We start from the raw sequence: 19,454 nt of genomic DNA, 5'->3' as shown, positions 1-19,454 counted from the left end.
TGGATCTACAATTCTTTTCTTAACCTGGCTACCGGAATATTCATTTGTTCCCTGTATTTGGCCACGGTTCGTCTTGCAATGTTATATCCGCGTTCCTTCAGGATTTCAGTAAGTTTTTCATCAGCCAGCGGTTTACGCTTGTCTTCATTGCCTATACAGTCTTCCAGTATCTTTTTTACCTCCTTGTTAGACACTTCTTCGCCGCTTTCAGTCTGGATGGCTTCAGAAAAGAATGATTTCAATAAAAATGTTCCAAACTCTGTTTGTACATATTTAGAATTCGCCACACGCGACACCGTAGATATATCCATGTCGATTTTATCTGCAATGTCCTTGAGGATCATAGGACGCATTTTGCGTTCATCTCCGGTCAGCAGGTATTCGTACTGGTATTGCATGATGGCATTCATCGTTTTAAGCAGCGTTTGCTGCCTCTGTTTTATGGCATCAATGAACCACTTTGCGGAGTCAAGCTTTTGCTTTACAAATTGAACCGCCTCCTTCATTTTTTTATCTTTTTGAGCGGTCTTGTCATAATGATCAAACATGTCGATGTATGAACGGCTAACCCTCAGCTCAGGAGCATTTTTTGAATTTAAAGTCAGTATCAATACGCCGTCATTATTAGATACATGAAAGTCAGGAATGATCTGTAATTGTTTGGTGGTCACCTGGTTTGAATCGCCGGGTTTAGGGTTTAACCGCAGAATCTCGGCGATGATCTCCTTCAGGTCTTCACTGTTCAGACCTAAACTCTTTTCGAGCTTATCGTAATGCTTTCGGGTAAACTCGTCCAGGTAATCTGCGACTATTTCAATGGCTTTCTGTATAATCGGATTGGCGGGGTCTTTGCGTTTTAACTGTAAGGTTAGGCACTCCTGCAAATCTCTTGCTGCGATTCCGGGAGGATCAAAGCTTTGTATCACCTTGAGCATTTCCAGTACATCTTCCTCCTCAACCATTACATTCTGAGAAAAGGCCAGATCATCGATCATTGAGGTGATCGGACGACGCAAATAGCCATCATCGTCCAAACTGCCGATGATTTGTTTTCCTATGATAAAATCCGAATCCGAAAGCGGTACCAGGTCGAGCTGTTCCTGTAAACTTTCGAAAAAAGTACTTTCAATAGCTATTGGGGTCTCTTTCTTCTCTTCGTCATCATCATTGTTGTTGTATGATGTGCTGTAATCATTTACACTGTCATCTTGTAAATAGTCATCAACATTAAACTCATCTGTGCTTTCTTCCTTTGATCCTGCGTCATAGTCTTCCGGTGTATCATTCAGGTCATCATACTCACTTCTGGGTTCTTCAGCTATCATTAGACTAGGGTCTTCAAGCGCTGGATTTTCCTCCAGTTCTTCTTTGATCCGGGTATCTAATGCAACGGTTGGCACCTGCAGCAATTTGATGAATTGTATTTGCTGTGGCGATAGTTTTTGAAGTAACTTTTGTTGTAAATGTTGTTTCAGCATAAGGAAGCTCGCAGGTATTTTATATACACGTCTCAAAAATACATAATTTGTATGTATAAGTAGTAATAACGGAAATACATTCTGGCAATTGCTTGCAGTTCAATAAGGAAAAAGTGATTAATCCGATCAATTCGGATTCACTATCGCAGTACACTGCGTCTATATTTGTGCTAATATCAGTCCTTGTAAAATACAACTAAAGTGAATGTTTAGTCCATATTTTTCTAACAAAAGCTGGACTAATGTTGGACTAATCCTGGACTAATGTTGGACTTTAAGTTCCGACACCTACCAGGCAGGAGCACGGGATAAGTTCAACAGGGGCTGGTGCTATAATCAGGATCTTGCCTGACGACTTAATGTACAGTCGCTATGTATGACCGGTATGTCTTGAGGATTCGAAAACTTCCCTGGCTGCTTTTAACCATTCAACACATTGCTGGTGCAAAAAGAAGATGGTGAAGGGGTCCTCAGGGCCATTTGGATTTTTATCGGTGAAGCATTTACGCTTAGAAAGCAGTTGAAAGTGACTTTCGTCTGCCGGGGTTTTACGGGGAAAAATACTTTCGAGTTGATTTGATAAAATATTACAAAGCGGCAGAAGATAAGTCAGGTCACTGCGTTTTGGCTGATAATCGAGGCAAGCCTGAAGTAAGCCGGTGCAGGCATGTTCAAGGCTTTCAATGATCAGGTAAAGGGAAGCAGAATTGTCGTCTATTCCGAGCAGGTTACCTGCTGATTCCTGAAATGCGGTGGCTTTTTGGTAGTGGTCCTGCCAAAGCATCAGTGCATTTGCAGGGTCGGCGACCGGGGAATTACAAAATTGCGTTTTAAAATGCGAATGCAGGTACATTTGATCTGCTTTTTGAAATATTTTGTGAAAGAACCGGCTGCCGGCAGCCAGGGCGTGTGCGATTTCATCTTCTGTATGAACCAGCAAACTAATGGAAACAGATTTGTCCATCTGGCCGTTAAGCTCGTCCTGCAATTGCAGGATGTCCCTGACCTCTGTTTCACTAATGACCGTCAAATAGTAATGCTGCCTGCTTTGAATGAGTGCTGTTTGCTGAAAAATACTATCGTTCACGGACCTCCAGGAGCGTTCGCCAAAACAGAGGATGTTATCAACTTTTAGGAGTCTATTAATTATTTTTGAGGCGTCCTGTAAATTTTTGTCTTTGTTTAATTCCATTATGATCAGTTAGTTTTAATTAGCTGATATTATGGAATTTGTAAATCCATCAGGTATTCCAGGTAGTGCACCCTGGAATTTTTTTCGTTATGTAGTTGAAATTCAGCAAAACCCTAATATTAGCCTCTTGTTTTTATAATGCTGCAAATATATACAGGTTTTGATGCCCAACGTTAAACCCTTTGCTGATTTTAATTTAAAATGCTGTAATCGTGAATGTTAGGTTAAATGAAGTTGTGTTTTCTTTATTCAGGCCAGACAATTCGTTTGAAATGTATATTGTTTTACTTAATTTTAAGTGAATCTTAACTATGATATTATGGGCTTTGTAAAAGAATTTAAAGAATTTGCCGTTAAAGGAAGCGTGATGGACCTTGCTGTCGGTGTGATCATTGGAGGTGCATTTGGTAAGATCATTGACAGTGTGGTAAAGGATCTGATCATGCCGCTGATCTCAGCAGTGATCGGTTCTGTAGATTTTAGTAACCTCTATGTGGTGCTAAAAGGAAATGTAGAGGCAAAGCTGGCGCTCGAAGAGGCTAGAAAAATACCGGATACCGTGATTTTTGCTTATGGAAATTTCATTTCTGTAGCCATCAATTTCCTGTTGCTTGCTTTTGCTGTATTTCTGCTGGTAAAAGGCATCAACGCGATGAAACGTAAGCAGGAAGCAGAACCGGCAGCTCCGGCGGGACCGTCTAAAGAAGAGGTGCTGCTCGCCGAGATCAGGGACCTGCTAAAAGCAAAATAACATTCAGTTTATATAGCAGCTAAATTAATTTGAAAAGCATCCGGACGAGAATCGTCCGGATGCTTTTTTTTACCGATAAAAAGATGTGGTTTGCCGACCTTTTTCTGATACACGGGCTGTTTGGGTTGATAGGAGAAGGGAATCTGTATACATTTGATCATGCAATTCGTGTAGCGTTTTGCTGTATGACAACGATTTAGAAATAACACAAATGGAAAACTGTAAAAATAAACATAACAATACCAGCAGGATTTGGAGCGGGTTGATCATTTTGGGTGTGGGATTGGTGTTTTTCCTGAGAAATGTGGGGATACATATTCCCGGATGGGTGATCAGCTGGCACACTTTGCTGATCGTGATTGGTTTACTGGTCGGTTACAAACGTAATTTTAATGGCGGTGGCTGGCTGATCATGGTACTGATTGGCGGTTTTTTTACTATGGAGGATATCACAAACAGTGATTTTTCGAAATATTATTTTGCGATAGGATTCATTGTCCTGGGGTTGTTTGTAATTTTTAAACCTAAGAATACCCATCACAGGTGGCATGGTAAATGGAAAGCAAAGCTTCGTGACCGGGATAATTTTAGTAAATCTGCTGATTTTGATGATGCCTCCTCAAAGGCCGAAGATACTGGCTATAATTATACGGACAAGGAAGATAACGATGTACTGGATTCGGTAAATGTATTTGGCGGCAGTCATCAGAATGTATACTCTAAAAACTTCAAAGGAGGAGATGTGATTGCAATATTCGGAGGCTCGGACGTCAACTTAACCCAGGCAGATTTTCAGGGCACTGTTACACTGGATGTCGTGGCGATTTTCGGTGGTATGAAGATCATTATTCCGCCGAGCTGGGAAATAAAATCGGAAATAACGGCCATTTTTGGCGGTATGGATGATAAAAGGGCAGTCAGCCCGGTAGCCGATGCTGAGCGCAAAATATTGGTCATCAAAGGAGTCGCTTTGTTTGGAGGTGTAGATATCAGAAATTTTTAAACCCTATGTTATGAAATGGTTCTTAGTAAAATATATTTATCAGATCGTTAGCGGAGAAGGAAACTATAACGCTCAGTTTGATGAGCAGCTAAGGCTGATGCAGGCGGCTAACGTCAACGATGCACTCAAAAAAGCAGAAGAACAGGCTGATGGCTTTCAGCCTCCATTTAAAAACTGTATGGGGGAAGTGGTGAGCTGGAAATTCATCTGTATTGCAGATCTCCATGAGATACAGATGCCGGAGGATGGTGCTGAGATAACTTCCATATTGCATGAACCCAATGATGTGCCCGCTTTTTTAAATACGATTGAGCAGCGTAAGCTCTTTTTACAGCAGCATATTCAGTGTGAAAATGAAACTATTGAGATCCAATAAATAAAAACTTTTGACAACCAGGCCCTTATCCATCCCCAAAATACAAAACATTGCCTCAGTGATACTGCTGGTATGGGTATGCGTGTTCGTGTTTTTATATTATTATTCACTGAATTTCAGTATCCAGGTTTCAGTAGCTGATAGTGTGATCACAAGCGCCCTGCTGGCGGCAGGATGCATCTGTCTGAGCAACCTGTTAGGCTATTATCAGCCCAAGAACGAGACCATATTATTTATACTGGTGCTCACGGTGATGCTCGCACTGATCATTACTTTCATCAGCAAATTCATGCTGCACCTGCTGTTTGCAGAAGACAAAACCTATATGAATTTTTTAAATCTTTCCTTATTGGTCCGGTTTATTATATTATTTGTTTTTTTAGGCTGGTGTGCACTGGCCAATATTTTATGGTACAGGCTTGAAGAGCAGTCTGCAACTCAGGACCGGCTCCTGGCTGCTCAAAATTTATCTAAAGAAGCTGAGCTAAATAAGCTAAGACATCAGCTGCAACCGCATTTTTTGTTTAATAGTTTAAACTCAGTTTATGCCCTTACGATTGTAAATCCTAAGGAAGCAGGCACGATGATCACTAAGCTGGCTGCTTTTCTGAGGGGAACGCTAAAAAGAGATGACGAGGTATGGGTGAGTGTAGAAGAAGAGATGGAGTACATACAGCTTTATCTGGATATTGAAAAGGTAAGGTTTAGCCACAGGTTAAACATAGACGTGGCGATAGCCGCGGAAAGCCTGAAGATGAGTTTGCCGGGTACCCTCCTGCAGCCAATAGTCGAGAATGCCATTAAGTTTGGATTGTACAATACATCTGCTGCAATCACGATCACTATGCGGGTAACAGTGGACAATAACGTGCTGAAAATCTGCGTGCAGAATCCATATGATCCGGAGATGAAAGCTGCAGGCGGGACAGGATTTGGCTTGTCTGCCATTAAAAGAAGATTATATTTGTTATTTGCAGACGAAAGTCTTCTGCAGGCACAGGCCATTGAAGAAAATTTGTTTAGAACAACGCTGAAGATACCCCAAACCATACAAGGAAATGATAAGGACGATATTAATTGATGATGAATCCCTGGCCAGGGACATTGTAAAGCATTATTTAAATGATTTCCCCGATATAGAGATTGTAGCAGAATGCAGCGACGGTTTTGAAGGTATAAAAGCCATTACCCAGCACCAGCCCGATTTTATTTTTCTGGACATACAGATGCCAAAGATCAATGGATTTGAAATGCTGGAACTCGTGGAGAACCCACCTGCGGTGATATTTACTACAGCCTTTGATGAATATGCCATAAAAGCTTTTGAAGTAAACGCAATAGATTATCTGCTAAAGCCGATAGAAAAGAGCCGGTTTGACCAGGCAGTACAAAAAATTGCATCCAGACTCAGCAATCTTGAAGCGGTAACTACTCAGGAATTACTGGATTCAGCTGCGATGAGCCCGGCCCAGCACAATAGGGTAGTGGTGAAAAAGAACGGAGTGATCAAGATCATCGCAGTAGCGGATATTCATTACCTGGAGGCAGATGACGATTACGTGAAACTGAGCACGACGGAAGGAATATTTCATAAAAATAAGACCATGAGTTTTTTTGAGCGTACGCTCGATCCTGCACAATTCATCAGAATTCACCGTTCATATATCATAAATCTGGCCCAGGTCACGCGGATTGAGCTAAAAGAAAAAGACAGTTATATTGTACTTTTAAAATCAGATATTTGGTTGCCGGTAAGCAAAACCGGGTATGTAAAATTGAAAGCTGCACTGGGTATGTAGAAAAAACCAATATCTATTTGCAAATAGAAAAAAATCACACTATATTTGCACCTCTTAATTAAAAAAATAGTCTAAGATATAATACAGTTATGAAAAGAACATTCCAACCTTCGCAAAGAAAGAGAAGAAATAAACATGGCTTCCGCGAAAGAATGGCTACAGCAAACGGTAGAAGAGTATTAGCTTCACGCCGTGCAAAAGGAAGAAAAAGATTATCAGTTTCTGACGAGCGTCGTCATAAAGCATAATTTTTGATTGCAGCACTTTAAGTGTTAGCAGATCAGGACAGTCTGCAAATTTGCGATCAAAAAGATGAACACATTTAATAAAGAAGAACGGTTATGTAGCAGGAAGTTGATCGACTTGCTGTTTAAAGACGGTTCTTCTTTTTTATTATACCCTTTTCGGGTTTCTTATCTGCTTGCAGATACCCCATCTAAATTTCCTGCGCAGGTGGTCATTAACGTCTCTAAAAAAAGATATAAGCGTGCTGTGGACCGCAACCTGGTAAAAAGACGCTGTCGTGAGGCTTACCGCCTTCAGAAACAAATACAGCTCTATCCTTTTCTTTCCGGGCAAGAGAAGCTGCTGCTGCTCTCTGTGCAGTTTGTGGGTAAAAAGATCTATGAATATTCTTTTTTTGAAAAGAAGCTGGCTGCTGTCTTTACGAAGCTGGTTTCTGCTTTGGATACAGGACATAAAGGAGTTGAGGCAGATGATGGGGCTCATTAATACTTTCATTGGCTGGATATTCCTGGGTCTGATCAGGCTCTATCAATGGTTGCTGTCTCCATTGCTTGGTGCAAGCTGCAGATTTACACCTACCTGCTCTCAGTATGGCATAGAAGCCATAAAAAAACATGGTCCGTTTAAAGGAGGATGGCTAACTTTAAAACGTATCGGCAGGTGTCATCCCTGGGGAGCACACGGCCACGATCCTGTTCCCTGAATATTTAATTTATATAATGGCTACTATACTCCAAATCGAAACCGCTACACAGGTCTGCTCTGCTGCAATCTCAAAAGATGGTCATACCATAGCTTTAAAAGAGCTGATGGCAAGTAATATTCATGCAGGGAGCCTGACCTTATTTATCCAGGATGTAATGGCTCAGTCAGGATTGCAGTTTGCGGAGCTGGATGCTGTTGCGGTAAGTAAAGGACCCGGCTCTTATACGGGTTTGCGCATTGGCGTGTCTACTGCCAAAGGACTTTGTTATGCACTTGATAAGCCTTTAATTGGCATTGATACGCTGCAAATGATGGCAGCTGGTTACCTGTCTTCAAATCCTGATTGCACCGGATTGATTTGCCCCATGATAGATGCACGGAGGATGGAAGTCTTTACTGCTGTGTTTGATCAGGAACTGACCGAAGTTGCACCTACTGACGCAAAGATAATTGATCCTGAAAGTTTTAAAGACCTCCTCTCTAAAAATGAGCTTGTTTTTATTGGTGATGGCGCCTCAAAATGCGCTGATATGCTCAGGAATAAAAATGCGGTATTTTCTGATCTGAATTTCAACTCTGCTGCGCATATGAGCAGGCTGGCAGATGTAGCATTTGCTGCAGGCAGATTTGAAGATGTGGCTTATTTTGAGCCCTTTTACCTGAAGGACTTTGTACTGACCAGTCCGAAAAAGAAATAATTTACTTTTTACCGTTCTTGAAAAGACTGAACATTCGCTTGAAGAAGCTTTGTTCGTCATCGCCCACACCCGGCATATAGCTGCTGTTTTGCGGATGTTCTACCACATAACCAAATTTTATGCTTGCGCCCAGGTAAACAGACGCACTGTTATAGGCTTTACTGACTCCGCTATTCGAATCATTCTTTCCTACCAGGAGAGAAGTTGTCTTAAACAGGTTGTCTGACCCAAGAAAGACCTCAAAATTGGGCGTTTGGTACATTCCCTGCATTCCCACCTGCAGGAAGTTGTAGAGGTTATATGCGGGTACGACATTAACCGAGAAGTTTCTGTTATAAAATCTGTTCACCATGGCCACTTCACCTCCTTTATGGAAGATGTTTTTTGAGACAATCAAACCCGGTGTATAAAAGCCATAGGTTTTGGAGATCATAAAGTCGGCCTTTGCGTTAGTAGCAGAATAAAATGCATAGTTCTTGCTCCCTTTGGTTAAAACTCCGGTGATTGCATTTTCAATATCTCCGGGAGCCATTTCATCAAGGCTATCCAAAACAAGAGGATCATTGAGGTTGTTGAAGTTATTTACATAAGAACTTTTGCTCCACCTGATCAAACCCAGGTCTTTAATGTTGGCCATGATAAATATCCCGCTTTTTGCGCTATACGAAGTGCCCAGGCTAATTGCCGCACCGGGATTTTTGAAGAACGGAGCAATACTTTTGCCCAATTGTTTTCCGGTTTGAAAATTGGTGGCATAGCTGCCTTTAAGGCCTACGATCATAGGACCGTTTCCTGATTCCAGGGTAAGAAAAGAATTGTCAATATTGATCTTATTGTAGCTTATCCCGCTTAGTAGACTGAGTTTGACGCCAAATGCCAGCTTTTTGTTGTAGTTTTCCCTGTAACTCAGACTAAACTGGTGATAGGACTGGGAATAACCCCTGTCGTTCAAAGCATTGTTGAAGTTCTTGTTGTTTTCGTCATAAAAGCGCAGGTAATTGTCAAAGATTGCTAAGGTCTCATTGGTGTAATCTACCTGTGCATCGGCGCGTAGCTGCCAGGAAAGACCAATTTCCTTATGGTATTTATAAGATTTAAAAAGCTTGAAGTTGAGCAAATAGATATTGGTGTGCTGAAAGAGGCTATTGACTTTTCCGGTGTTCAGAGGAACATCGGCTGTGGTATAGACTCCCTCTTTTAATAAAGTGCGCAGGACATTCTCGTTGCCTCTGACTACCGCATGAATACCAAAATAAGGCAATAGAAAGTTTGAAGCAAATTGCCTGGACGAATCCAGAACAAAGGTCTTTTGCGCCGGGTTTTCAAAGCCATCAAACAGCGTTTTGGTATTGAATAAGCCGTATTGCTGCGCTTTAAGCTGATTAAAACAGAGCAGTAAAAAACAAATTGTTAAACATTTTCTGATCATCATACACATAAACGACTAAATCTAATGATTTTAATTTGTTTGTCGGAGGCCGATTGTTAAAGAATCAGCATCAATCTCCAATGAATCAGGTTTAAGTGCTTCTTCCTTTTTATTGAGCAGAATATTGGTCTGGAACTTTCCCTGTTCGGCGCTCAGCTGATAAATAAAAGAACTGTAATCCCTAAGGCCTTTTTCACCCGTAATGTGTCTGTAGTAAGGCAAGTATACATTTTGCAGCAGCAGGTCTGAAGAATTTTTGAAATTTATAAAAAAAGTAATGCCTGAGGTATTTGGGAGCTGACCAACAGAATAAATATAGTCTGTGTTGTTGATCAGTAAACGGTTGCCCTTATAACTGTTTAGAAATGATTGCACAGTACTTGCATTATTGGCGAATACCATGTAATTGTCAATGATGGCATAGTATGGCTTCCTGAATTTTTTAAAAGGTTCGCCAAAATAGCAGTAAAGCAGATCTGGCTCATAGAAAGCTTTTATGTCATCACTATAATTTGAGCTGAGGTCCAAAAGCAGTTGCTTGAGTTTATCGCCATTAGTCAGTTCAAGGGCGCCGATCTTTTCAGCTGTACTGAGCTGAAAAGTTATGAGCTGATTTTTAAAGTATCTGGGGAATGTTTGTTCAGGGTCCAGGTGATATTTCGTGTTGATGTGGTTAATTATCTTGTTTATTTTTCCGGATTCTTTCTTTGAGTTGAACCAGGTGCTCAGTGATTTTCTCCAATTCTCATAATCTGCTATGGTATAAATTGTATAACTGGCAGTGTTTTGAGGCAATATCCTATTGATGGTGACCTTTTGAGCAGAAAAACCCACAAATAGCTGGTAATAACTTGCCGGATCATTGATCTGGGTGTTGCCGTTAAACAGTATTTTTTCAGCGCTGTAGTTATATACCAGCGATGCAAAAGCATTTTGATGGTTCAGCACTGAAAGTTCTCCGTTCAGGTTTCCCGGCATGGCAGCCTGCAGGAGTTTGGGCAGTTTTGAATAATTGATATATATTTCTGCAAGACTGGTTTTGCTTAGTCTGCTCGTAGACTCAATGTATTCCGTAAATCTGTCATCCTTTCCCGGTACTGCTGATAATCCGTTCTGAACAAGATTGGCAGCGCTTGAAAGCAGCAGCAGGTTGTCTTTGAGCGCAAGATAAAAAACCGTGCTGTCTGCCAAAATCAATTTGCTGAGACTTTGACCAGAGCTGGTACTGATCCCCGCAGACTTTAATGCATTCATCAACTGACCTGGTCCGGATCCGGTATTGAGCTGTGTGCTGTAAAGAAAATCGATACCGTGACCTGCTCCGGGGTACAGACTGACATAAATATTTTGTTTATCTGCAAGCGTGCTGATCGCCGGTTTACTGAGCAGGTACTGGTACAATATCCGGAGTTGTTCAGATTTTTCGTCTCCAATGATCTCTTTGAGCAGGCTCTGGCTGCTGAGAATGTCCAAAATGCTCTTTTCGTTCTGGAACGCGAAGATGAAAGCTGAACCGGACGCTGCCGCGTACAGGGCATTGTCATTATTTTTTTTATCTGCTTTGAGGCCAGTAAAATAGAGGTAAGCCATTGTTACAATGGCAGTAAGCAAAACAATAATTAAGACGAGAATCCTTTTCATTTGATGTATGTACAAACTTAGATAAAACTGGCTAAGCATTCACACATAGCAGTAAAAAAATGTTAATTTTGTTGTAATAAAAAGCTGGTCTAATATGAATAAACGGATATTGATAACTGCATCTTTACTTGGAGCCATAGCTGTAATACTTGGTGCTTTTGGGGCGCACGGGCTAAAAAAAGCAGTGGGTGCGGGAGACCTTGAAATATGGGCGAAAGGAGTAGAGTACCAGTTTTATCATGTGTTTGCCTTACTTTTTCTGGCCCGGTTCAAGATTGGGAACAGGCTGGTCAAACTGTCTTATGGCTTTTTTACATTTGGTATCCTGCTGTTTTCCGGTTCCCTGTATCTGCTTGCCACCCGAAGTCTTCTGAATGCCGGCTTTGTGGATTACATTGGTCCTGTTACTCCCATAGGCGGTCTGCTGTTAATACTCGGTTGGTTATCTATGTTTTTAGCTGCCTTAAAAGAATAGCTGATGCTTGATTTTCATCCTGTGGATTTCGAGGAAAGGGAAACCCTCTTTATAGAAGTGGTATTGCCGCTTTCTCTGGCTAAAAACTATAGCTATCGTGTACCTTTTGACCTGAATGATCAGGTAGAGGTCGGAAAACGCGTGGTGGTTCAGTTTGGGAAAAATAAGATCTATACGGCGCTGATTAAAAATATCAGTACCCATGCCCCTGAAGTGTACGAGGCAAAGTACATTATTGATGTGGTTGATGTGCATCCTGTAATTACAGAAGAGCAGCTTGCCCTATGGGAATGGATGACCACGTATTATTTATGCAATGAAGGTGATGTCATGTCAGCTGCTCTGCCGGCGGGATTAAAACTGGCCAGTGAGACCATTGTTGTGCTGAAGGAAGACGCAAATCCCGGCGGAGAAATTTTTACAGAAAAAGAACAAACTATTCTGGATGCCCTGCGCAGCAGGCCAAGACTTACTATAGATGATGTATCGGCATTACTGGGACAGAAAAGGGTATATCCGGTCATCAATTCCCTGCTCAGTAAGGGCATGCTTTACATCGCTGAGGAAGTAGTTGAAAAATATAAACCCCTGTTGAAATCGTTCATCGGACTGAATCCCTTTTATAAGGAGGAGGGGCACCTGAGAGAACTGTTTGAGATTCTCGAAAGAGCACCTAAACAGCTCAATGCGTTTTTAGCCTATTTAAAGCTTTCTAAGCAGCAAACTTTAATTTCTAAACAGCAACTGCTGGAAGAGAGCGGCTGCGGCGCAGCTGCGCTGAAAACCCTCGTGGATAAAGAAATATTTACAGTATCCAAAAGGCCTGTAAGCAGGCTGCAGGACAATAATGATGAGTTTATCCTCAATTTTGAACTCAGCCGGGGGCAGCAGGGGGCGCTTGCTCAGATAGAAGAAAGGCTGAAAGAGAAAGATGTCGTATTGCTGCACGGTGTCACGGCATCGGGTAAGACCCAGATCTATATTAAACTGATCGAACAGGCAATTGAAAAAGGCGGGCAGGTTTTGTTCCTGCTGCCTGAGATTGCCCTGACGACACAAATAGTGGAGCGGATACAAAGATATTTTGGAGATGCAATTGGTGTATACCACAGTAAGTTTAATAATAATGAGCGGGTGGAAATCTGGAATAAGGTGCTGACCGGGCAATACCGGGTGGTACTTGGAGCCAGATCTGCAGTATTCCTGCCTTTTAAAGAACTCAGGCTGATCGTAGTTGATGAAGAACACGAGTCTTCCTACAAGCAGCAGGAACCTCCGCCAAGGTACCAGGCAAGGGATGCCGCCATTTACCTTGCTCATTTGCACCGGGCAAAGGTAGTTTTGGGATCGGCTACGCCTTCTATAGAAAGTTATTTCAACGCCACAACCGGAGGTAAATATGGTTTGGTGACCTTAAATGAGCGCTATGGCGGTGTTACACTCCCCGTACAGGAGGTGATCAGTATCTCGGAGGAAACCAAGAGAAAGAAAATGGTCTCTTATTTTTCTGGTAAGCTGGTCGACGAGATCGCGCTGACACTGGAAAACAAAGAGCAGGTGATCCTGTTTCAGAACAGGAGAGGCTATGCTACTATTTTGATCTGTGGTACCTGCGGCTACGCGCCAAAATGTGTGAACTGTGACGTCAGTCTTACCTACCATAAAACAAGCGGTAAACTCCATTGCCATTATTGCGGCTACCATCAGAGCAGCATCAACATTTGTCCGGCCTGCGGCTCAGTGCATATTGAGCAAAAGGGATTCGGGACGGAAAGGGTAGAGGAGGAACTGAAACTGATCTTTCCTGATGCGGTAATAGCCAGGCTGGATGTGGACAGTACAAGGACTAAAAACGGGCTGCAGCAGATCATTTCCGAATTCCAGGATAAGAAGACAGACATCCTTATCGGTACGCAGATGGTGGCTAAAGGTCTTGATTTTGATAATGTAACATTAATTGGGGTGATCAACGCAGATACCCTGCTGAACTACCCCGATTTCAGGGCATTCGAAAGGAGCTATCAGCTCCTTGCGCAGGTAGCCGGCCGGGCTGGCAGAAGGGACAAGCAGGGCAAAGTGATCATACAGGCTTATGATGATCACCACAGGATCATTAACCAGGTCATAGAAAACAAATACCTGGAGATGTATAACGAAGAACTGGCCGAGCGTAAGCAGTTTCATTACCCGCCTTTCACACGGCTGATTTTTATCAACATCAAGCACAAAGATCCGGATGTATTAAATGTTGCCGCACAACGGTTTGCAGCAATGCTAAGAGCGCAGCTCGGTAGCCGTGTTCTCGGTCCGGAACAGCCACTGGTGTCGCGCATCAGGAATTACTATATCAAACAGGTCATTATTAAAAGCGATAAGAACACTTCTATTGTAAAAGTAAAATCGGTTTTAAAGGAGGTAATGCTGGACTTTCAGACAGAAAAGGATTTCAGGAGTGTGATCCTGCAGGCTGATGTGGATCCTTATTAATTTATTGCAATTGATTCAGTGTTTGTTAGCAGCTTTTTATTTAATGTCAGCAGTTTGTTCAGTATATTAAGATTCAAAAAGCTATTTTTGGGGTAGTATGGCATATAAGTTTGTTGACAATTACAGGGAGCAGGGCGCAAGAAAGAAGCTGGTGGTACATTTGGAGGCCAGGGGGATTGCAGATAAAAATGTGCTTAAAGCAATTGGAAAGGTACCCCGTCACTTCTTTTTTGATGAAACCTTCTGGAACCAGGCCTATAAAGATATCGCCTTTCCGATAGGTGACGGGCAGACCATCTCCCAACCTTATACTGTGGCTTATCAAAGCGAGCTGCTGCACATCAAAAAGGGCGATAAAGTTTTAGAAATCGGCACCGGATCGGGTTATCAGACCTGCATACTGATGGAACTGGGTGCCAATGTTTATACCATAGAAAGACAGGAAAGCATTTACAGACATACCATAAGGGTATTGCCGGGAATGGGTTACAACGCACATTTCTTTTTTGGTGATGGTTCCAAAGGCATTCCAGCACATGCGCCCTATGACAAAATCATTGTAACTGCCGGTGCACCTTTTGTGCCTGAGGTACTGTTGAAGCAGTTGAAAATAGGCGGCATTCTCGTGATTCCTGTTGGTGATGAGCATTCACAAAAGATGATTACGGTAATCCGCGCCAGTGAAACAGATTTTGAACGGATAGAACTGGATACATTCAGGTTTGTACCCTTGGTGGGTGATCAGGCCTGGTAGCTTATTGATCCGGATGTTATACCTTCATCGCCCGGTCCATCTCTCTTTTGGATTCACGGTCTTTAATGCTGTCTCTTTTGTCAAACTCTTTCTTGCCCTGGGCCAGTGCGATCTCTATCTTGGCAAAACCGCGCTCATTGGTGAAAATCCGAAGCGGAACTATCGTATAGCCCTTCTCCTCGCTTTTTGCTTTTAGTTTTTTGAGTTCCTTTTTTTGCAATAGCAGCACCCTGTCGCGCTTGATGTCGTGATGGAAAAAGGAACTGTGGCTGTATTCGGAAATATGAAGGTTTCTAACGTAAAGAATATTGCCGATGAACATACAAAATGCATCAGACATATTTGCTTTGCCCTGTCTGATGGCTTTTATTTCGGTACCCAGCAAAGCGATACCGGCGTTGAAATTTTCAACGATGTGGTAGTCAAAAAAGGCCCTTTTATTTTTTATCTGGATGTCGTTCTTCATAAGAATCGGCTAATATCTCAATTTTATCTTACAATAAGTACAGGAATAGCTACTTTGTGACGTACAGAATTGACCGTAGTTCCAAGGATCAGGTCTTTTAATCCCTTGTGTCCGTGCGCCCCCATGACCAGCAGTTCGAGCCTGTTTTCTTCGGTGATGTCTACAATTGCCTTGACAGTTCCGCCGTAGCCGATGTGAGCAGTGGATTCGTAACCAAGCTCTTTGAGATTGGCCCGGTATTTTTCCAGGTTCTCTGCGTCGCTCAGTGTTTCATAGTCCAGCGCAGAATTGCCATGATAACGGGCTACTGCCGTCTCTACCACATGGATCAGGTAATAATGCGCGTTCTTACCTCCCTGTATCAGTGCATGCCTGATGGTGTTCCGGTCGTTCTTTGAAAAGTCTACGGTAATGCCAATACGGGTATAATTGATCTTCTCAACTTCCTGAATGTTGAGTGCGTTGCCATGCGGGGCAGCATTGACCTCTCTTTTACGGGAGTTGATGAGCGGATAAATAAAAATGAACAGCAGCAACAAGCCAATCATTATAGTAAGCGGAACGATGATGGTGTATACGTACCAGCCCCCGCCGGCGCCCCAGCTGCTGATCTCTTCAATGACCAGCTTTACATTTAGCGAAACGATGACCACTGAACTGATCCAAGCCAGAATTTTAACCCATGGTTTTATGGCAAAACCTTTCATGGTCTTTTTATCGGAGGTGAAATGGATCAAAGGGATGACAGCAAATCCAAGCTGCAGGCTGAGTACGACCTGGCTCAATATCAACAGGCCTCCAAGTGCCTCATTGCCAAAATACAGGATTGTAAAAAACGCAGGAATGATGGCGAGCAGACGGGTAATAAGGCGGCGGAGCCAGGGTTGGATACGCAGTTTAATGTGACCTTCCATTACAATTTGTCCTGCCAGGGTTCCTGTCACTGTTGAGCTTTGGCCTGCGGCAATTAGCGCTATCGCAAATAATGCAGGGGCAACGCTCCCAAATATATTCTGAAGCAGCTGGTGGGCATCCTGTATTTCTGCAACTTCATACAGCCCGTTCTTAAAAAAGGCTGCAGCCGCAAGGATCAGGATTGCTGCATTTACGAAAAAAGCAAGGTTAAGTGCAACCGCAGTGTCTATGAAATTAAATTTTATAGCTTCTTTGATGCCTTTGTCATCCCTTTCGAATTTCCTGGTCTGCACCAGAGAGGAGTGGAGATAGAGATTATGCGGCATCACAGTGGCACCGATGATTCCTATGGCAATATATAAAGCATCTCCGGATAATATAGACGGCTCAAATCCGGCGGCAATCTCTTTTAATGAAGGTTCGACGATAAACATCTCTATTAAAAAAGAAACCCCGACAATAAAAACCATAGAGACGATAAAGCTTTCCATTTTACGCATCCCCTTGTTGAGCAGGAAAAGCAGCAGTACCGTGTCAAATATGGTAATGCTGATCCCCCATATCAAGGGCAGCCCGAATAAAAGGTTCAGCCCTATGGCCATCCCAATGACCTCTGCCAGATCGCAGGCGACGATAGCAGTTTGGGCCAAAACAAACAATGGGAAGTTCACCCAGCGCGGGTAGCCGTTTCGCGATGCCTGCGCAAGGTCCAGACCCCGCACTATTCCAAGACGCGCGCTTAGTGACTGCAGGAGCAGGGCAATGAGGTTGGACATCAGCAGGATCCAGATCAGCTGGTAGCCAAACTTACTTCCTCCCGCTATATCCGTAGCCCAGTTGCCGGGATCCATATAGCCCACACTAACCAGGTAGGCCGGACCGATAAATGAAAGTATCCGCTTCCATCCTGTGCGCTTGCTGGTATCCACACTTTGGTGGACTTCGCTTAGTGACTGCGCCTGCTTATTGTAATCATTTTGCTTCATGTTATGCTTTAATGAGGATATGTTTGGCCACTTCACGGCTGAGGTTTATTTTTTTGCTTTCCACCAATAGTTCGATAGACCCGTCAAAATCGGTGATGTCTGTCACTTTTACCAGTTTTCCAAGTGTAAGACCAAGTTTTTCAAGGTGTTTTAAGAAAGCAGAAGAATGTTCGCTTACACCCATCACGAGTCCCTGGTCATTGATCTTTAACTTGTTGAGTTTAATAAAAGAGGCGGAATCAAATTTACCTTCTTTATCAGGTATCGGGTCGCCGTGAGGGTCGTTTTTGGGGAACGCCAGGAATTCATCCAGCCTTTCAATCAGTTCAGCGGAATTAATGTGTTCCAGTTCTTCTGCAATATCATGGACCTCGTCCCATTTAAAGCTGAGTTTTTCCACCAGAAAGACCTCCCAGAGCCTGTGTTTGCGGACAATGTTTATTGCAGTTCGCCTGCCCGTATCCGTTAACTTTACACCCTGGTACTTTTGATAAATAATCAATTGTTTATCAGCTAGTTTTTTTATCATATCAGTTACCGATGCGGCTTTTGTACCCATTCTTTCCGCAATGGCATTGGTCTGTACAGGGGCGTCTGTGTCGCTGGACAGATGGTAAATGATTTTAAGATAATTCTCCTCTGTGAATGACTGCATTTTATTTATCTAACTAAAAGTTTAGACAAATCTAAAAAACATTTTGTAAAATAAGCTATAAAAAAACACAGATATTATAGAATAAAATTTGGCAAAGTGTGCGCCTATACGTTATCTTTGACCCGATATAAAAATTTACCATGGCTGGAGAACTAGATAAAACAGATTTTAAGATCTTAAAACTACTACAGGAAAATGGTCGGATGACCAACTTATTGCTATCACAGGAGATCGGATTATCGCCGGCACCTACACTGGAGCGGGTACGTAAACTGGAAACTTCCGGTTTTATTAAGAGTTATCATGCCCTGGTTGATGAAGAAAAACTAGGTCTGGGAATTAAAACTTTTATACAGGTTCAGCTGGATTTCCACAAAAACAACACCATACAGATCTTTTTAGATGAGGTGAACCAGATCAAAGAAATTACAGAATGTCACCATGTGACCGGTCAGGCAGATTTTCTCCTCAAGGTCTATGTAAATGACATTAAAGCATACGAGCGATTGATTATGGATAAAATCAGCAAGATTTCAGTAGTAAAGACCTTTCAGACCATGATGATCATGTCAACCACCAAGAAAGAGCCGATAGTACCCCTGGAATATTAAGTGATTTGCCAGTCTACCGGACTTTTTCCTTCTTTAAGTAAGATCTCATTGGTCCTGGAAAAATGGGCGCAGCCAAAAAAGCCATTATAGGCAGAGAACGGAGAAGGGTGGGCAGCCTTTAGCACCGTGTGCTTTTTCCCATCTATCAGTTCCGATTTGTTTTGGGCATACCTGCCCCAAAGTAAGAAAACCAGACCTTCACGCTGTTCAGATAATTTGCTGATGACCATATCTGTAAATATTTCCCAGCCCTTGCCCTGATGTGAGCCCGCCTCATGCGCCCGCACGGTTAGCGTAGCATTTAAAAGTAAAACACCCTCATCCGCCCATTTTGTCAAATCTCCATGCGCCGGAGCTTTAAAACCCGGTATGTCCTCAGACAGTTCTTTATAGATATTCTTTAATGAGGGCGGGATGGCTATTCCTTTTTGTACGGAAAAGGAAAGCCCGTGTGCCTGACCAGTGCCATGATAAGGGTCTTGTCCGAGGATGACCACTTTGACTTTATCAAAAGGGGTATGGTCCAGCGCGTTAAAAATATCTGCGTTTTTTGGGTATACCGTGGCTCCGCTTTGTTTTTCTTCCAGCAAAAAAGCCTTAAGGGTTTTCATATAAGCCTTGTCAAATTCATCACCCAATAAGCGCAGCCAGCTTTGTTCTAATTTTACGGACATGCTATTTCTTTAAGGGGTCTATTCATAATGTATACTTATTTTTTTCTGAAAGCAGCCGGGTCTGTTTTAAAAACCACGGACTTAAAAGACAATTACATTGATTTCTTTTTTTG

The 19,454-nt window shown here is 42.5% G+C and carries 21 protein-coding genes; 13 read left to right on the top strand and 8 right to left on the bottom strand.

Features of this window, described 5'->3' with window-relative positions; translation table 11 throughout:
* Positions 1-5 precede the first annotated feature (5 nt).
* Positions 6-1,478 carry an RNA polymerase factor sigma-54 gene (gene rpoN, locus VK541_RS24270; protein ID WP_324373197.1) on the bottom strand — a complete coding sequence of 491 codons (1,473 nt, stop codon included), beginning with the start codon at positions 1,476-1,478 and terminating at the stop codon, positions 6-8.
* A gap of 370 nt (positions 1,479-1,848) precedes the next feature.
* Positions 1,849-2,670, bottom strand: coding sequence for a hypothetical protein (locus tag VK541_RS24265; RefSeq protein WP_324373196.1), 822 nt, complete (start codon positions 2,668-2,670; stop codon positions 1,849-1,851).
* Positions 2,671-2,989: 319 nt separating this feature from the next.
* Between VK541_RS24265 and mscL the strand changes: the two genes are divergently transcribed.
* From mscL to tsaB, 9 genes are all read left to right on the top strand, one after another.
* A complete protein-coding gene (mscL, locus tag VK541_RS24260; RefSeq protein ID WP_324373195.1) occupies positions 2,990-3,421 on the top strand; it encodes a large conductance mechanosensitive channel protein MscL in 432 nt (143 codons plus the stop codon).
* A gap of 211 nt (positions 3,422-3,632) precedes the next feature.
* The gene (locus VK541_RS24255; protein WP_324373194.1) at positions 3,633-4,424 is read left to right on the top strand and encodes a LiaF transmembrane domain-containing protein; all 792 of its coding nucleotides are present in this window, start codon (positions 3,633-3,635) and stop codon (positions 4,422-4,424) included.
* A gap of 10 nt (positions 4,425-4,434) precedes the next feature.
* The gene (locus tag VK541_RS24250) at positions 4,435-4,800 is read left to right on the top strand and encodes a DUF4288 domain-containing protein (RefSeq protein WP_324373193.1); all 366 of its coding nucleotides are present in this window, start codon (positions 4,435-4,437) and stop codon (positions 4,798-4,800) included.
* A 10-nt stretch (positions 4,801-4,810) separates the two neighbouring features.
* The gene (locus tag VK541_RS24245; RefSeq protein ID WP_324373192.1) at positions 4,811-5,881 is read left to right on the top strand and encodes a sensor histidine kinase; all 1,071 of its coding nucleotides are present in this window, start codon (positions 4,811-4,813) and stop codon (positions 5,879-5,881) included.
* Positions 5,859-6,599, top strand: a complete 741-nt coding sequence (locus tag VK541_RS24240; protein WP_324373191.1) for a LytR/AlgR family response regulator transcription factor — start codon at positions 5,859-5,861, stop codon at positions 6,597-6,599. The genes VK541_RS24245 and VK541_RS24240 overlap by 23 nt, the downstream gene beginning before the upstream one ends.
* Positions 6,600-6,688: 89 nt before the next feature.
* Positions 6,689-6,847, top strand: coding sequence for a 50S ribosomal protein L34 (gene rpmH / locus VK541_RS24235; protein WP_055133745.1), 159 nt, complete (start codon positions 6,689-6,691; stop codon positions 6,845-6,847).
* 64 nt (positions 6,848-6,911) lie between these two features.
* Positions 6,912-7,331 carry a ribonuclease P protein component gene (locus VK541_RS24230; RefSeq protein WP_324373189.1) on the top strand — a complete coding sequence of 140 codons (420 nt, stop codon included), beginning with the start codon at positions 6,912-6,914 and terminating at the stop codon, positions 7,329-7,331.
* Complete coding sequence (gene yidD, locus VK541_RS24225) at positions 7,318-7,548, top strand: membrane protein insertion efficiency factor YidD (RefSeq protein ID WP_324373249.1); 231 nt, start codon at positions 7,318-7,320, stop codon at positions 7,546-7,548. Before VK541_RS24230 ends, yidD begins: the two co-directional genes overlap by 14 nt.
* 16 nt (positions 7,549-7,564) lie before the next feature.
* A complete protein-coding gene (gene tsaB, locus VK541_RS24220) occupies positions 7,565-8,248 on the top strand; it encodes a tRNA (adenosine(37)-N6)-threonylcarbamoyltransferase complex dimerization subunit type 1 TsaB (protein WP_324373187.1) in 684 nt (227 codons plus the stop codon).
* 1 nt (position 8,249) lies between these two features.
* Here tsaB and VK541_RS24215 read toward each other — a convergent pair whose 3' ends face one another.
* A complete protein-coding gene (locus VK541_RS24215) occupies positions 8,250-9,680 on the bottom strand; it encodes a DUF5723 family protein (RefSeq protein WP_324373186.1) in 1,431 nt (476 codons plus the stop codon).
* Positions 9,681-9,707: 27 nt separating this feature from the next.
* Positions 9,708-11,318, bottom strand: a complete 1,611-nt coding sequence (locus VK541_RS24210; RefSeq protein WP_324373185.1) for a hypothetical protein — start codon at positions 11,316-11,318, stop codon at positions 9,708-9,710.
* Positions 11,319-11,412: 94 nt separating this feature from the next.
* Here VK541_RS24210 and VK541_RS24205 point away from each other — a divergent pair, with 94 nt between their 5' ends.
* The 3 genes from VK541_RS24205 to VK541_RS24195 all read left to right on the top strand — a co-directional run bounded on the left by VK541_RS24205 (position 11,413) and on the right by VK541_RS24195 (position 15,034).
* On the top strand, positions 11,413-11,793 hold the full coding sequence (locus tag VK541_RS24205) for a DUF423 domain-containing protein (RefSeq protein WP_324373183.1): 381 nt from the start codon (positions 11,413-11,415) through the stop codon (positions 11,791-11,793).
* Between the two features lie 3 nt (positions 11,794-11,796).
* A complete protein-coding gene (gene priA / locus VK541_RS24200) occupies positions 11,797-14,280 on the top strand; it encodes a replication restart helicase PriA (protein ID WP_324373182.1) in 2,484 nt (827 codons plus the stop codon).
* Between the two features lie 97 nt (positions 14,281-14,377).
* The gene (locus VK541_RS24195; RefSeq protein ID WP_324373181.1) at positions 14,378-15,034 is read left to right on the top strand and encodes a protein-L-isoaspartate(D-aspartate) O-methyltransferase; all 657 of its coding nucleotides are present in this window, start codon (positions 14,378-14,380) and stop codon (positions 15,032-15,034) included.
* Positions 15,035-15,050: 16 nt separating this feature from the next.
* Here VK541_RS24195 and smpB read toward each other — a convergent pair whose 3' ends face one another.
* Genes smpB through VK541_RS24180 form a run of 3 tightly spaced genes read right to left on the bottom strand, consistent with a single transcriptional unit; the run spans position 15,051 to position 18,056 of the window.
* Positions 15,051-15,500 carry an SsrA-binding protein SmpB gene (gene smpB, locus VK541_RS24190; protein WP_324373180.1) on the bottom strand — a complete coding sequence of 150 codons (450 nt, stop codon included), beginning with the start codon at positions 15,498-15,500 and terminating at the stop codon, positions 15,051-15,053.
* A 23-nt stretch (positions 15,501-15,523) separates the two neighbouring features.
* Positions 15,524-17,401, bottom strand: a complete 1,878-nt coding sequence (locus VK541_RS24185) for an Nramp family divalent metal transporter (protein WP_324373179.1) — start codon at positions 17,399-17,401, stop codon at positions 15,524-15,526.
* 1 nt (position 17,402) lies between these two features.
* The gene (locus VK541_RS24180; protein WP_324373178.1) at positions 17,403-18,056 is read right to left on the bottom strand and encodes a metal-dependent transcriptional regulator; all 654 of its coding nucleotides are present in this window, start codon (positions 18,054-18,056) and stop codon (positions 17,403-17,405) included.
* Between the two features lie 140 nt (positions 18,057-18,196).
* Here VK541_RS24180 and VK541_RS24175 point away from each other — a divergent pair, with 140 nt between their 5' ends.
* The gene (locus VK541_RS24175; RefSeq protein ID WP_285055869.1) at positions 18,197-18,667 is read left to right on the top strand and encodes an Lrp/AsnC family transcriptional regulator; all 471 of its coding nucleotides are present in this window, start codon (positions 18,197-18,199) and stop codon (positions 18,665-18,667) included.
* Here VK541_RS24175 and ung read toward each other — a convergent pair.
* Entirely contained in the window at positions 18,664-19,341 is a 678-nt protein-coding gene (ung, locus tag VK541_RS24170; RefSeq protein ID WP_324373176.1) for a uracil-DNA glycosylase, read from the bottom strand. The genes VK541_RS24175 and ung overlap by 4 nt on opposite strands.
* Positions 19,342-19,454: the final 113 nt, after the last annotated feature.

The sequence above is a fragment of the Pedobacter sp. genome (genome assembly GCF_035317785.1).
In the GTDB taxonomy this organism is placed as follows: Bacteria; Bacteroidota; Bacteroidia; order Sphingobacteriales; family Sphingobacteriaceae; genus Pedobacter.
Note: the sequence above shows the minus strand (reverse complement) of the source record. Positions and strands in the feature narration are given on the sequence as shown.

Bases quoted from the DNA above. Each gene is read 5' to 3' on its own strand.
- VK541_RS24255 (WP_324373194.1), top strand. From the start codon at position 3,633: ATGGAAAACTGTAAAAATAAACATAACAATACCAGCAGGATTTGGAGC.
- VK541_RS24175 (WP_285055869.1), top strand. From the start codon at position 18,197: ATGGCTGGAGAACTAGATAAAACAGATTTTAAGATCTTAAAACTACTA.
- VK541_RS24240 (WP_324373191.1), top strand. From the start codon at position 5,859: ATGATAAGGACGATATTAATTGATGATGAATCCCTGGCCAGGGACATT.
- VK541_RS24180 (WP_324373178.1), bottom strand. From the start codon at position 18,056: ATGCAGTCATTCACAGAGGAGAATTATCTTAAAATCATTTACCATCTG.
- VK541_RS24250 (WP_324373193.1), top strand. From the start codon at position 4,435: ATGAAATGGTTCTTAGTAAAATATATTTATCAGATCGTTAGCGGAGAA.
- smpB (WP_324373180.1), bottom strand. From the start codon at position 15,500: ATGAAGAACGACATCCAGATAAAAAATAAAAGGGCCTTTTTTGACTAC.
- mscL (WP_324373195.1), top strand. From the start codon at position 2,990: ATGGGCTTTGTAAAAGAATTTAAAGAATTTGCCGTTAAAGGAAGCGTG.
- VK541_RS24215 (WP_324373186.1), bottom strand. From the start codon at position 9,680: ATGATGATCAGAAAATGTTTAACAATTTGTTTTTTACTGCTCTGTTTT.
- VK541_RS24205 (WP_324373183.1), top strand. From the start codon at position 11,413: ATGAATAAACGGATATTGATAACTGCATCTTTACTTGGAGCCATAGCT.
- rpmH (WP_055133745.1), top strand. From the start codon at position 6,689: ATGAAAAGAACATTCCAACCTTCGCAAAGAAAGAGAAGAAATAAACAT.
- priA (WP_324373182.1), top strand. From the start codon at position 11,797: ATGCTTGATTTTCATCCTGTGGATTTCGAGGAAAGGGAAACCCTCTTT.
- VK541_RS24195 (WP_324373181.1), top strand. From the start codon at position 14,378: ATGGCATATAAGTTTGTTGACAATTACAGGGAGCAGGGCGCAAGAAAG.
- tsaB (WP_324373187.1), top strand. From the start codon at position 7,565: ATGGCTACTATACTCCAAATCGAAACCGCTACACAGGTCTGCTCTGCT.
- ung (WP_324373176.1), bottom strand. From the start codon at position 19,341: ATGTCCGTAAAATTAGAACAAAGCTGGCTGCGCTTATTGGGTGATGAA.
- VK541_RS24210 (WP_324373185.1), bottom strand. From the start codon at position 11,318: ATGAAAAGGATTCTCGTCTTAATTATTGTTTTGCTTACTGCCATTGTA.
- VK541_RS24230 (WP_324373189.1), top strand. From the start codon at position 6,912: ATGAACACATTTAATAAAGAAGAACGGTTATGTAGCAGGAAGTTGATC.
- yidD (WP_324373249.1), top strand. From the start codon at position 7,318: ATGGGGCTCATTAATACTTTCATTGGCTGGATATTCCTGGGTCTGATC.
- VK541_RS24265 (WP_324373196.1), bottom strand. From the start codon at position 2,670: ATGGAATTAAACAAAGACAAAAATTTACAGGACGCCTCAAAAATAATT.
- rpoN (WP_324373197.1), bottom strand. From the start codon at position 1,478: ATGCTGAAACAACATTTACAACAAAAGTTACTTCAAAAACTATCGCCA.
- VK541_RS24185 (WP_324373179.1), bottom strand. From the start codon at position 17,401: ATGAAGCAAAATGATTACAATAAGCAGGCGCAGTCACTAAGCGAAGTC.